The organism is Shewanella sp. SM87 (assembly GCF_025653705.1).
In the GTDB taxonomy this organism is placed as follows: Bacteria; Pseudomonadota; Gammaproteobacteria; order Enterobacterales; family Shewanellaceae; genus Shewanella; species Shewanella oncorhynchi.
On sequence record NZ_JAKKSC010000025.1, the window covers coordinates 1 to 13,808 of the forward strand.

General features: G+C 47.0%; 8 protein-coding genes, 1 tRNA gene and 1 rRNA gene. 5 read left to right on the forward strand and 5 right to left on the reverse strand.

The genetic code is table 11. From position 1 onward, the window contains the following. Nucleotides 1-117: 117 nt before the first annotated feature. Nucleotides 118-233: ribosomal RNA gene (gene rrf / locus L5M11_RS17480) — 5S ribosomal RNA — on the forward strand. Nucleotides 234-269: 36 nt separating this feature from the next. Beyond that, nucleotides 270-346: transfer RNA gene (locus tag L5M11_RS17485), tRNA-Asp, on the forward strand. Between the two features lie 496 nt (nt 347-842). Here the strand turns inward: L5M11_RS17485 and rsd are convergent. Further along, nucleotides 843-1,322 carry a sigma D regulator gene (gene rsd / locus L5M11_RS17490; protein ID WP_263192849.1) on the reverse strand — a complete coding sequence of 160 codons (480 nt, stop codon included), beginning with the start codon at nt 1,320-1,322 and terminating at the stop codon, nt 843-845. Between the two features lie 457 nt (nt 1,323-1,779). Between rsd and hemE the strand changes: the two genes are divergently transcribed. The 3 genes from hemE (at nt 1,780) to L5M11_RS17505 (ending at nt 6,719) form a co-directional block, all read left to right on the forward strand. Further along, nucleotides 1,780-2,844, forward strand: a complete 1,065-nt coding sequence (gene hemE, locus L5M11_RS17495; RefSeq protein ID WP_006079904.1) for a uroporphyrinogen decarboxylase — start codon at nt 1,780-1,782, stop codon at nt 2,842-2,844. A 416-nt stretch (nt 2,845-3,260) separates the two neighbouring features. After that, complete coding sequence (locus L5M11_RS17500) at nt 3,261-5,840, forward strand: putative bifunctional diguanylate cyclase/phosphodiesterase (RefSeq protein ID WP_263192850.1); 2,580 nt, start codon at nt 3,261-3,263, stop codon at nt 5,838-5,840. Between the two features lie 75 nt (nt 5,841-5,915). After that, nucleotides 5,916-6,719, forward strand: a complete 804-nt coding sequence (locus L5M11_RS17505; RefSeq protein ID WP_113941707.1) for an SDR family oxidoreductase — start codon at nt 5,916-5,918, stop codon at nt 6,717-6,719. A gap of 18 nt (nt 6,720-6,737) precedes the next feature. Here the strand turns inward: L5M11_RS17505 and L5M11_RS17510 are convergent, their stop codons facing one another. From L5M11_RS17510 to purH, 4 genes are all read right to left on the reverse strand, one after another. Next, a complete protein-coding gene (locus L5M11_RS17510; RefSeq protein WP_105250390.1) occupies nt 6,738-6,965 on the reverse strand; it encodes a hypothetical protein in 228 nt (75 codons plus the stop codon). Between the two features lie 173 nt (nt 6,966-7,138). Further along, nucleotides 7,139-10,375: an ImpA family metalloprotease gene (locus L5M11_RS17515; RefSeq protein WP_263192851.1), complete on the reverse strand. Its 3,237-nt coding sequence runs from the start codon at nt 10,373-10,375 to the stop codon at nt 7,139-7,141. Nucleotides 10,376-10,553: 178 nt separating this feature from the next. Beyond that, nucleotides 10,554-11,852 (reverse strand): phosphoribosylamine--glycine ligase, encoded by a 1,299-nt coding sequence (purD, locus tag L5M11_RS17520; RefSeq protein WP_263186549.1) that lies wholly within the window; start codon nt 11,850-11,852, stop codon nt 10,554-10,556. Nucleotides 11,853-11,922: 70 nt separating this feature from the next. Further along, nucleotides 11,923-13,521, reverse strand: a complete 1,599-nt coding sequence (gene purH / locus L5M11_RS17525; protein WP_263186548.1) for a bifunctional phosphoribosylaminoimidazolecarboxamide formyltransferase/IMP cyclohydrolase — start codon at nt 13,519-13,521, stop codon at nt 11,923-11,925. Between the last annotated feature and the right edge of the window lie 287 nt (nt 13,522-13,808).

Consider the following 13,808-nt stretch of genomic DNA (forward strand, 5'->3'; position numbering starts at 1 on the left):
CGAAAAGCCTTAGACAGAATACAGATACTTGATAAAGTTAAAGACTCAACAGAAAATCAGCTTTCCGAATTATTATTAACGTGGTCCAGAGATGGACACGGTAATAAACAGAATTTGCTTGGTGACAATAGCCTTGTGGAACCACCTGATCCCATCCCGAACTCAGAAGTGAAACGCAAACGCGCCGATGGTAGTGTGGGGTCTCCCCATGTGAGAGTAGGTCATCGCCAAGCGCCTAATTTAGGTTAATGTGTAGACGTTAAGCTAAAGGAGCGGTAGTTCAGTTGGTTAGAATACCGGCCTGTCACGCCGGGGGTCGCGGGTTCGAGTCCCGTCCGCTCCGCCAACATTAAGAGATAAGCCTCATCGAAAGATGAGGCTTTTTTCGTTATGGCGTCGTGGATAATTCGTGTCAGTGACGCACATGCTTCGGGCTCGAAGCATGTGGTTATCGTCATAGTCGGCCATCATGTAGATGACATCCTTATCAGAATATGAAATTTTTGTTTTAAAGCTAAACCAATTCTATTAATTAGCAAAATTTACCCATTCCCGAAAGCACAACTGAGTCATCCTCTTTAGCTCCTCAATGCATTCAGGCTATCGAGCATTACATAACAATATCGCCATACCTATTGAAACAACGATTTGCCAATGTGTGCTGCCTTGGCCATGACTACGTCTGCTCTATCGGATTCAATTTGATTCAAACGGTTGCTGTCTAATGGAACTAGGACGTGTTCCAGTAGTCGCCCAAAGCGATGCTACTTCATTTTCAAAACGATTGAGGGGAAAAGATAGATAAGCGCACAGATGCCGCAAGGTGCGCTTATGAAGGAGGACTACTGGTTATGCTCAGAATGTTTGCGATGGAGAACTTCAAGTAGTTCATCTTCGAGTTCGAAGCGTGTTTCCATGTTATGGGCGAGCTCAGATAGGTCTTTATCGAGTTGATATAATACGAAATCGTCTTGTGTTTCCGCATATTTATCGTTGAAATCTAATGCTGCATTTGTGGTTGGCGTTATCTTGGGCAATACTTGTTGCGCGAGCGTTTTGCTTGTTTCGCCATATTCACTGCAGGCATTAACGACTTTATCATAGACCTCGAAATGTCCTTCGGAGACATAGTCAACTAATAAGTCACAGAAAGATTTAACATGTTCGAACGAGGGAAGTGATTTTTCTGATTTACTGTAAGGAGGAAGCCCAGCAATTTGGCAGTAATGCACTAACAGTTTTCGACGGTTTTTTAGCCATTGATCAATAAGCTTATTTGAACCGCCCCACTTCTGTTCTGCTTTTTCGAGTTCTCTCAGCATGATGCATTCCATTTAAGTGCCAGCACATAACTCTAATGTAGGGACAAGTTGCTAATCGATCAACTCTTTTCATGCGAATTTGCGAGAATGACGAAATGGACAAACCAGCTGTTTCGTATCGAAAAATGCCAATAAAAAGCCCAACGATAGAAACCTATCGTTGGGCGAGTAAAGTTTATAGCAGGCTCGATGCGACGAGCTTCTTGATTGTTCTTGCTAGCGCAGACTTTTTATACCAAAGGCGGGGAACCGGCGCAACTTTTTTCTGTCTGAGTGTGACTTCGTTACGAATAAATGAGCAGTATGTTAGCTGGATAACATTTTCCGGTTTATGCGGTCAAATCGACGCCAATGATGGGGAATAGCTCACATAAATTTGCACATAAAGGTTACATTATTCGCGTAAATGCTAAACTACCGACCCAGCGGATCTCAATAAGACTAGGAACCAAGCCCAATGGCAGAATTAAAGAATGATCGTTATTTACGCGCCCTACTAAAAGAGCCTGTCGATGTGACCCCTGTGTGGATGATGCGTCAAGCTGGCCGTTATCTTCCTGAATATAAAGCCACTCGCGCTCAAGCGGGTGACTTCATGTCTTTGTGTAAAAATCATGAGCTTGCCTGTGAAGTCACGCTGCAACCTTTACGTCGTTATGATCTCGATGCGGCGATTTTGTTTTCCGATATCCTAACTGTGCCCGATGCTATGGGTTTAGGTTTGTATTTTGAGGCGGGTGAAGGCCCACGTTTTGAGCGCCCAACAGACACTATCGATGCGATCAAAAAGCTCTCAATTCCTGATCCAGAAGATGAGCTGGGTTATGTGATGAAAGCCGTTAGCACTATTCGCCGTGAACTTAATGGCGCAGTGCCGTTAATTGGCTTTTCTGGTTCACCTTGGACCTTAGCGACTTACATGGTTGAAGGTGGTTCGAGCAAAACCTTCGAAAAAATTAAGAAGATGGCTTACGCTGAGCCAATGGCATTACACATGCTGTTAGATAAATTAGCCGATTCAGTGATCTTATACCTGAATGCTCAAGTTGCTAACGGTGCGCAATCTTTGATGATATTTGACTCATGGGGCGGTGCGTTATCGCATTCTGCTTACCGTGAGTTCTCTTTGCGTTATATGCAGAAGATTATTGATGGTCTGACACGCTTTGCCGATGGCCGTAAAGTGCCTGTGACTCTGTTCACTAAAGGCGGTGGTTTGTGGCTAGAAGCGATGGCAGAAACTGGCTGTGATGCACTAGGTTTGGATTGGACGGTAGACATTGCCGATGCCCGTCGTCGTGTAGGCCATAAGGTTGCATTGCAAGGCAACATGGACCCATCCATGTTGTATGCGCCAATTCCACGTATCGAAGAGGAAGTTGGTCATATTCTAGCGGGTTATGGTGAAGGTACTGGCCATGTATTTAACCTAGGCCATGGTATTCATCAGCATGTCGATCCAGAACATGCTGGCGCCTTTATCAAGGCGGTTCATGCACAATCAAAGCAATACCATAAGTAATTTTTGGTTTGCGAAACAGGCCCGCTTGCGGGCCTGTTTTATATCCGACATTTGAATTTGATAGCGTTGGAGCTTCTGGCGAAGATATCTTTATGGATTAGCGTATGCGGTGGTTTCTATCGTCTGCGAGCTTAATGAGTCTTACTTTTAAACAACGACTTGAATTCCCTATATTCACATACTGATTATGTGTGAATTATCTTGATAAAAAAGTAAAATTTATAATCGTTTAATTTATAAATTTTAATTTAAATCAAAGGTATAAAATTGATTTAATTGCATGAAAATGTCTACTTTAGCAACGACTAAAGCGAAGTGATGTTTAATACTATTCGCAAATAAGATATGTTGCATGGCGCAGTGAAGGATTATGCAAGGCCGTCAATCAATTTAGTCATAACAAGCCGTGGTAAGAGATGCACATTGGCAAGAAAATAATGGTATTTATTGCGGGCTTTTGTCTCCCTGCGGTGGTAATTGTCTCCTATTGTCTTGGTTATTGGTACGACCATCGCGTCGAGCTATTACGTCAAGATAGTGCTAACCGTGAGCTTGCCAATATCCAGCAGCAGTTTCAAATTGATGTCGATCGCTTAACCTTTCTCACTAATATTTATGCCTTACCTTTGTCTCAATTAGATGAAGACCAACTTAAAAAGCTTGAATCCTCGTGGCGCGATAGCTCAATGTCAGCCAATCTGAGTTGGTATATTCTACGGCAGGGTGAATTGCACCCTTTTTTCCCCAATGAACGTCCCTTTGAGAATGATAAGTTACGAGAAATCGCCAGTGCTATTGTCAGTGCCGATAAGCCCAGTGTTGCTGGCGCTTATTTGATGGGCAAGTATGCTTATGTCGTTACTTCCGTGGCTTCTGCGCCCAATGAATCTGTGCTGCTGGTACGCCAACTGACTGATAAAGACTTACTGGAATATGCTCAGGCCTTATTGGTGACTAAGGTGAGCATGAGTCATTCTCGCGACGTTACGCCAACAGTTGATGGTGTGCACAGTGACGCGATTAACATTCCAAGCCTGCTAAAAGATAAGCCTGTCTACCTGCAAGTACTGTTTTCCGATGGTCCCTTTAGGGAGGTTAAATTTCAACTCGATTGGGTATCGCTTGGATTTATTCTCTTTGGTGTGTTTATTGTTGGTCTTGGTTATATTTGGCTGCGTTCGGGCTTACTCAAACCCTTTAAAAATCTGATGCATCAATTGGCGCTGGTCGATCCTATGTCCAGTGTCTATCAACCCGTTACAAGCGAGGGTAATGAAGAATTAGAAGTGCTCGCCAGCCGTGTTAATAGCTTGCTGGCAAGAATTTATCAGCAAAAAGAACGTGCGAAAATCACCTTAGAATCCATTGCTGAAGCGGTGATTTTGACCGATGTCGATGCCAACGTGATTTATATGAATCCGCGGGCCGAGTTGCTTCTCGATGTTGCTAGTTGCTATGCCATAGGTCAGAGCCTTGCGAGTCTGTTAAAGGCTGGGGAGCAGTTGAATCAGGCGGTTTTTACCTGCATTCGTCTCGAAGAATCAGCGCCGCAGGTCGAGAAAATCAAGCTATTAACTGCTTCGCCTCGGATTATGGAGCGCAGTATTAGCAATCTGCGCAATCACGATAAAGAAATTGTTGGTACTGTCGTGGTATTGCGGGATATCACTCAAGAAGAGTTGCTTAAACACCAGCTACAAAAAAGGGCAAATTTCGATAGCATTACAGGGCTGCTAAACCGTCAGGCATTTGATGAGCAGTTACCCCAATTTGCCGCCTCAGCTAAAACCATCGCCGTTTGTTACCTCGATTTGGAGCAATTCAAGTTGATTAACGACAGCTGTGGCCATACTGCAGGCGATCGTATGCTTGCTATGGTGGCCAAGGCAATGCAGGCTTGTCTTGGGCCACAGGAGCTATTGGCGCGCCTTGGTGGCGATGAGTTTGGGTTAGTGATTTGTAATCGCAGTGCCTTATCTGTGGCGCAATTACTGAAGCAAATGATCGCGCAAGTCTCCATGCAAGTGTTGAACGATAAAAACTGTAATTATAAAGTTGGTCTCAGCATAGGTGTCGCTTTTGGTCGTGCGCCCTATATTGATGCGCAAGAATTATTGAAAGACGCGGACATTGCCTGCATTGCCGCTAAAGCTAAGGGGGCTAATCAAATTCATTTTTACGATGATAAAGATAAAGAACTCACCTACCAAAGAAATGCGCCTAAGTGGGCGGTACGTATCGCGCAAGCGATTGAAGAAAACGAGTTGATCCTGTATTACCAACCGATCCGCGGACTAGGCAGTGGTCCGCAGCGACAACGAATGGAAATTCTGTTACGAATTCAAGAGCCCTGTGGCCGCATTTTGGCGCCTGCGCAGTTTATAGCCGCCGCAGAACGTTTTAAGTTGATGCCTGATATCGATAAAGAAGTCATCCGCAAAGCTTTTTTATGGTTGTCTTTGAACCCCGTGCTTTGGCCTGATCATTATATTTCGATCAACCTTTCGGGCAATAGTTTAGGTGCCGAAGGTATGGTGGAATATATCGCCCAGCAGCAACACATTTTTGATATTCCAAGCCAATGTATTTGTTTTGAAATTACTGAAACCACCGCGATCCAAAATCGCAATCGTGGTATGGAAATGTTGAAGCAGTTACGTAAACTCGGTTTTTCATTTGCACTGGATGATTTTGGCAGTGGTTTTGCCTCTTATGGTTATCTGCGTGAGCTGCCGGTGGATTATGTCAAAATCGACGGCTGTTTTATTAAGAACCTCGCCGTGAATGCTAAAGACTACGCCATCGTTAAATCGATTCAGGATGTTTGTCGGGTTATGGGAATCGAGACTGTTGCTGAATTTGTTGAGAATCAGGATATTATTGACAGGTTGTTGAGTATAGGCATTAACTATGCGCAAGGTTATGCGATAGGGCGCCCGCAACCCTTAGCTAATTATCGTGAGCAATACGAGATGAGGCTTGCACAACGCGCGTGAAGGATTGCGCTTTTAGCGTGATTATGCCAATTTAGCAAAAGGCGTAATTAACATAGCGATAACAAAGGAATGACTATGGATGGACTCACAGGCAAGGTCGTGATCATCACGGGTGCCTCAGAAGGTATTGGTCGGGCGCTCGCAGTGGCAATGGCGCGAATGGGCTGCCAACTGGTGCTCAGTGCGCGTAATGAAACACGTCTCGCCTCACTCGCTTTAGAAATCGCTAATTATGGTCCGCCTCCTTTTGTATTTGCCGCCGATGTCTCCAGCCCAGAACAGTGTGAAGCCTTAGTTGAAGCTGCAGTTGCGCATTATGGCCATCTCGATATTTTGATTAACAATGCTGGCATGACTATGTGGTCACGTTTTGATGAACTGACTCAGCTCTCGGTGCTTGAAGACATAATGCGGGTGAATTATCTTGGTCCTGCGTATTTAACCCATGCCGCGTTACCGCACTTGAAAGCCAGTAAAGGCCAAGTGGTGGTTGTGGCGTCAGTCGCTGGATTAACGGGCGTTCCTACTCGCAGCGGTTATGCCGCTTCTAAACATGCTGTGATTGGCTTTTTCGATTCTTTGCGGATTGAATTAGTGGATGACAATGTGGCCGTAACTGTCATTTGCCCCGATTTTGTGGTGTCACAAATTCACAAACGCGCCCTCGATGGTGCAGGTAATCCTTTAGGCAAGTCACCGATGCAAGAAGCTAAGATACTGACTGCTGAGCAATGCGCTAATATGATGTTGCCAGTGATTGCAACTCGAGGCCGTCAACTGATTACTTCACTTCGCGGTCGTTTGGGGCGTTGGCTTAAGCTGATCGCGCCAGGCTTAATCGACAAAATTGCCCGCAGGGCGATCGCCTCCGGGCACTAAAGTCTTTGCCACTACAAGCTATTTGCCACTCTTATTGAGATGCTTAATGATGGATTGTTCAGCTTCACTTTGAGTCGCTTTGTCCCCATCGATATCGATAGTCACAGTCGCGTTATGGCCCGTCATATCCTCTGCAATATGAAACCAATCTGGATGCCAGTAAAAGCTGGCTCCTTCTAGGGTTTGCCAGTTATGCACGCCTGATTTTTCACCTTGATAAATAAGATCTTTTATCGAATAACCCATATATTTACCCCATTAATTTCATGATTGTTAAAAATATAAGAAGCTAGATGGTGCACGTCATCTGAACCTAGGTATGTGCTTTACATCACATTTTCAGGCAAACATAAACCCCGCCAGAGCGAGGTTTATGAATAGAGTTAGTATCTTAGCGAGATTAAGATTTATTAGTGCAATTAAGGTTTAGCACACTGGGTTGGCGAACCCATGCCTTTCCACAGGGTTTTACCATCAGTGAGTGACAGGGGCACAAAGGTTAAACCTTGGCTCATATTGGCAGGTGGCAAGTCGGTTTCTAACTCATACATGCCCATGGGGATAGCCCCTGATGTGGCATTGGCGGCTGTTTGCGCGGCCGCAAGGCTTGAGTAGTGCAGGCCTAACATATCGAAATGGCTGCGCCAATCTTTGCCTGTGAGTTTACTCAAAGACACCAGCATAAAGTCGTTGCCCGGAATATCTTTCACCGTTTTGCCACCGTAGACACTATTGCCTTCAAACGAAAATTGGCTAAAGCCCAGTTTGCTACGATTCGCTTCCCAATCACTGGCGTTATTCGCATATTTACCGAAAATACGACTGTGTTGATACAGCAAGTTAAAGAGATTAAAGCCATTGTTCAGAGTGGTGCCGTCACTGAGAGTCATGCCGTGAGCCTTAAGCGCCATTTGGATGTAAAACGCCATGCGATAACCGTTATGCACAGCATAAGCATTGCTGGCCCAAGGCGCAGTGTATCTGTCTTCACCAGCATCGAGCACCTTACAATTGGCGCCAAACACTACGCGTTTACCACTGGTGTTTGTTGTACCTGCGGCATCGGACATAAACACATAAAAGAGATCCTTGTGGTTCATGTGACCATCGGTCACTGTGCCTGTATTGCCGTCGCGCAGATAATGGGTTTTCCACTTCACCACATAGGGGAAGATATTGTTGGAGTTTTCCCCTGCGCGGCTGCCATAACCTGCCCAGTTTTCATTATCACTTGCCGCAGCATATTGCACATTGAGACGGTTAGTTTGCAGATTGTGGCCTAACTCATGGTTATCACCCCAACCCGTTGGGTCGATATTCCATGCTGCGTCCCAAGGATTACCGCTACAACCTCCACCGCACTGGGCATTTTGGTCATAATTCGCGTGTTGAATGATAGTGCGGGTATGCAGACTATTATCGATACAGTCGTCGCCAAACAGTCCTTTGCAAGCCGCTAGCACATCGGCGGGTAAGGATTCACTTAAGCTCTTGCCTTGGCTCTTAAGTCCCGCAAGGGTGTAAACTCTGTTGATATGGTCATCGACAATACTTTTGAGTAGCGCGTTTACATCGGGCACATCCCCGCCGATGGCGTTTAAAAAGCGGTCGCGACGCAGATGCTGCTCGGCACCATCGGTACGCAAGTCCACATGGGGTAATTCGGTATTTTGGATGCGATCGTTAAAGGCTGCTATTTCTGCAGGGTTTGAAAAATCCATAATGGTCGGATGTTTAGCCACATGCTCAGCGTTGACTTCGACACTTAACGCGCCGCCATCAGTACTCGAAGTATCACCACTGATATACAGATAAATCGGCCCGCCGTAGGGGGAAGAAAATTCAAGACTTTGTCCTTGAGCTAAGCGCAGGCGTTGCTGCGCCAACTCCAATGGGCCGCGGTAGATTTTCTGCTCATAGGCACGGTTAGTATTGCGTCTGTGGTAGTTGAGTTTGATCTCCACATTCGCAGCGCTGCTATCGAGACGAGTCAGCTTAATGGTTTGTCCTGGCAGTGCATACCAGCCAGTGGTCGTCCATTGGCCTGCATAGGGCACGCTAATGGTTTTACGTTCAGTGACAGTCGCAGGATAAGCGTAGTGCGCATTGCTGCCCTTGCTGAGGTTAGCTCTGTCGGTAACATATTCACCTAAATCTGGCTGGGCTAAGTTATGGCTACGGGCATAGCTGACGGTCCAATCGGCAAACAGGGCCTGCTGCCACTGGGCGTATTCGCTGTAGGCTATGGGGTAGTCAATCTCGCTGCGATACTTATCGGCGAGCAGCAGTCCGGCCTTCATCAAGGGGAAGTCTGTTTTGGTAAACACATCGATAGCATGGGTATCTAAGGTTTCAGCATTGGCTCGATACCAATCGGCACCCGCCTTGAATGAGTCAACAAAGGCGGCAGCATTACAGCTCAAGTAATTACCGCCGCAGTCGTTGAGTACTGAGGTGTCGAAGCGGTCTTCGTTAAGCTTACCGAGCAAATTATTCACCTTGGCCAGGGCGGTGTCTTCGACCAAAATGTCGGTCACACTGAGGTTATTGGCATTGAGTTTTGACCAGTAATTGCCAGAGGTAGAAAGCCCCATCTCAAGGTAAAGTGGCGACAGTATTGGGCTTTCATTACGCCAGTAGTTAGAGAGCAACAAGGGAATTCTTGCCGCTTTGGCCTTAGCGATCGCGGCTTTTATGCCTGCAAAACCCAAGGACTGACGGTCTATGTCACTAATGATAATCAGATCCGGTTTCAGTGTGTTGATACAGTTGCTTAACTCGCTGTAGTCACAGGTATTTGCTGTATTAATGCTATGGGCTGCGGGGTAGTTGTTTGTGAGCCAAGTGCGGATCCCTTCATTATGGGGAAAGTACCAACTGTCAGCCTTGCTCGGCATTTGGGCGGTCACTATGCTGATGCCGTCGGTTTTATCGGCACCTTTGGTCAGCCAGCCTAAAAGATTTTTCAATAAAGTATCGGTTTGAGCCGAAGTGTTGACGGAAAACAGATTCCCCGCCATGGCCGCATATCTTTGCCCCTGTTGCTCGCCCGCCATCACTAACCCACGAACGGCGCTTGCCCCACTGCCATCGACATTTGATGGTAAGACAGTAAAAGTGTTCTCCGGCATAAAGCTCGAAAAGGTAATTGAGTCATGGGTTGGATGCCAAGAGATGCTGCTACCGACACCTTGATATAGCTGATTTATCTGGGCTTTACGTTTGATGTCGATATTAGCGAGTTCGGCGATGCTGAAATCAATTAACTCACTCGCACTGGCAAGCCTGTGGTCTTGGTGCTTAATGGCATTTTCGGCATTACTGATGAATGTCGGCGTGATAGTGCAATCGGCCGTCATGGCCGCAGTGGTGTAAGTCAGCACATTGAGCGTGCCACCACAGCCAGTAATGCCCTCAAGCGTAAAGCCGGTATCGGCAGTAACGCTAAAAATAGCGCTTTTGCCAGACTCCACTTTTTGGCTGCTTGGACTCAGTGCGCCACCTATTACCGATAGGCTGTTGGCGGTGTATTGTACCAGCGCGGGAGGTTGGACTGGCGGCTGAGTGGGTGGTGGTGTCGTGCCAGCATCTTCTGAGCCGCCACCGCATCCGCTAAGCTGTATGGCAATGGAGGCATAAAGTAGTCTAATCCTCATGGGGAGTCCTTGATCTTTGTGTATTTAACATTTGGTTGACATTGTATCTTGTCGCCCCTGTTTTCAATAGAATTAATTGCATAATTTTATTGAAAATCATGACGTTATATTTGGCACTTGTCAAAAAGCAGGCACAAAAAAACCGGCTTCTTGCCGGTTTTTTTAATAGAGATATTAATTAATCTTGCTGTTCACGTGCGATCGCGCGATAACCAATATCGGTACGGAAATACACATCATCCCAGTGGATTTCATCAACCAATTTATAGGCGGCTTTTTGCGCTTCGGTGACTGTGTTACCCAATGCCGTCGCACACAATACGCGACCGCCGTTGGTAACGACGTGGCCGTTTTTCATCTCAGTGCCCGCATGGAAAACTTTACCGTCGTTATCGCCAAGGCTGAGACCGTCAATCACATCAAATTTGCGATACTCATCTGGGTAACCGCCAGCGGCTAATACTACGCCCACGGCTGCGCGCTCGTCGTATTCAGCTGTCACTTTATCTAACTCGCCACGGGTGGCGGCTAAACACAGTTCCACTAAGTCAGACTTTAAACGCATCATGATGGGCTGAGTTTCTGGATCGCCAAAGCGGCAGTTGTACTCGAGCACTTTGGCACTGCCATCGGGTGATATCATCAAGCCAGCATACAAAAAGCCTGTGTAGATATTGCCTTCTGCCGCCATGCCATCAACCGTTGGGCGAATCACGTTTGCCACAGTCCAATCGTGTACCGCTTGGGTTACCACAGGTGCTGGCGAGTAAGCGCCCATACCACCCGTGTTTGGACCATAGTCGCCGTTATCGCGGGCTTTATGATCTTGGCTGGTTGCCATTGGCAGAATGTTTTTACCATCTACCATCACGATAAAGCTAGCTTCTTCGCCCTTGAGAAACTCTTCAATCACTACGCGTGAACCCGCTTCGCCAAACTTGTTACCGGCGAGCATGTCATCAATTGCGGCATCGGCTTCGGCTTGGTTTTGGGCGATGATCACGCCTTTTCCCGCGGCTAAACCGTCGGCTTTGATGACCACTGGATAACCTGTTGTGGCCGTTAATTCACGCACGAAGGCTTTGGCGTCGCTGATCTCAGTGCAGTTTTTGTAACCCGCCGTTGGAATATTGTGGCGGGCTAAAAAGTCTTTAGTGAAGGCTTTTGAACCTTCGAGCTGAGCTGCGGCCTTAGTTGGGCCAAAAATCGCTAAACCTGCGGCGTTGAAGGCATCGACGACACCGATCACGAGCGGCGCTTCAGGGCCGACTATGGTCAGTTCAATCTTATTGGTTTTGGCAAAACCCAGCAGGGCAGGAATGTCGGTGGCGCTGATCGCCAGATTCTCAACATTAGGTTCTAGGGCTGTGCCCGCATTGCCCGGTGCTACATAAACGGTATCAACTTGAGCCGATTGAGCGGCTTTCCAAGCTAGGGCATGTTCGCGGCCGCCGCCACCAATGATTAACACTTTCATGGTTAAAACTCCCACACATCGCAAAGGAAAAGGCCCTAATCGCTAGGGCCAAGTTTGATTTAAGTTGTTATCAATGACGGAAGTGGCGCATGCCTGTCATCACCATGGCCATGCCGTGCTCGTCTGCTGCTGCGATGATTTCAGCATCGCGCATTGAGCCACCCGGTTGGATGATGCAGCTAATGCCCGCAGCCGCTGCGGCATCGATACCGTCACGGAAGGGGAAGAAAGCATCGGATGCCATTACAGAGTTCACCACTTCTAAGCCTTCATCGGCGGCCTTGATGCCAGCGATTTTCGCGCTGTAAACGCGGCTCATTTGGCCTGCGCCGACACCGATAGTCATGCCGTCTTTGGCATAAACGATGGCGTTAGATTTAACGAACTTCGCCACTTTCCAGCAGAACATTAAGTCTTTCAGTTCGCTTGCAGTAGGTTGACGTTTAGAAACCACTTTGATGTCTTCTAAACCGACCATACCTTGATCGCGATCTTGCACTAGTAAGCCGCCGTTAACACGTTTGTAGTCTAAGGTTTGGGTCTTAGTGCTCCACTGACCACATTCCAATAAACGCACGTTGGTCTTCTTGGCAACCACATCGCGCGCCGCTTGGCTAACGCTTGGGGCGATAATCACTTCAACGAATTGACGCTCAACGATCGCACTCGCCGTCGCAGCATCTAATTCGCCGTTGAAGGCGATAATGCCACCGAAGGCTGAGGTTGGGTCAGTTTGATAAGCGCGGTTATAGGCATCGAGTAAGTCTTTACCTAAGGCCACACCACAGGGGTTAGCGTGTTTAACGATAACACAGGCGGGTTCCAAGAATTCTTTTACGCACTCAAGGGCGGCATCGGTATCGGCAATGTTGTTATAAGACAAGGCTTTGCCTTGCAACTGAATCGCGGTAGCCACAGAAGCTTCATCAATTTTAGTGTCAACATAGAAAGCCGCTGCTTGATGGCTGTTTTCGCCATAGCGTAAGTCTTGTTTCTTCACTAATTGGGTGTTGAAAGTGCGTGGGAACTTAGAATCAGCAAAGCATTCGTCCGTGCTGTGTGCAGGAACCATAGTGCCGAAGTAGTTGGCGATCATGCCATCGTAACCCGCAGTGTGCTCAAAGGCCGCAATCGCTAAGTCGAAACGCGTCGCATGGGTCGTGCTGCCATTGTTAGCCGTCATTTCTGCCAGTACGCGTGAGTAATCGGCGGCATTAACGACTATGGTAACGTCTTTGTGGTTTTTTGCCGCCGCGCGCACCATAGTTGGGCCGCCAATATCGATATTTTCGATAGCGTCTTCTAAGGTACAACCGGCTTTAGCCACAGTTTCAGCGAAGGGATAAAGGTTAACCACAACCAGATCGATGGCATTGATATTGTTATCGGTCATCACGCTTTCATCAAGACCGCGGCGCGCTAAAATGCCGCCGTGCACTTTAGGGTGCAGCGTCTTAACGCGACCGTCCATGATCTCAGGGTGTCCTGTGTAATCAGATACTTCGATAACAGGCACGCCATTATCTGCTAACAAGCGAGCGGTGCCGCCAGTTGATAACAATTCTACACCTTGGGCGTGAAGTGCTTTGGCGAACTCGAGAATTCCGGTTTTATCTGAAACGCTTAACAGCGCGCGACGAATGGGTCTGGCATTATTTGCAGCAGTCATTTGGGTACAGGGTCCAGTTATTTTAGTTTCAAGGATCTTTCGGAAAACAGAACAGCCTTAACGCTGTACTGCTTTCCAAAAGTCCCTTGGTCCTATTTTTACTTTATTAGCTAACTTTTTATCCCTTCGTCACAGCGCGCGTATTCTAGCGTAAAACTCGATTTACGGGTGTTTTTTCTGCGTGATTTCACAATATTCATATCAGAACAAAGCGGCATTGCCGTGTTGGCTTTCAGTAAAGTTAAAATTACCTCTTGACCTTGGAGTAGGCTCCAAGGTTTATACTT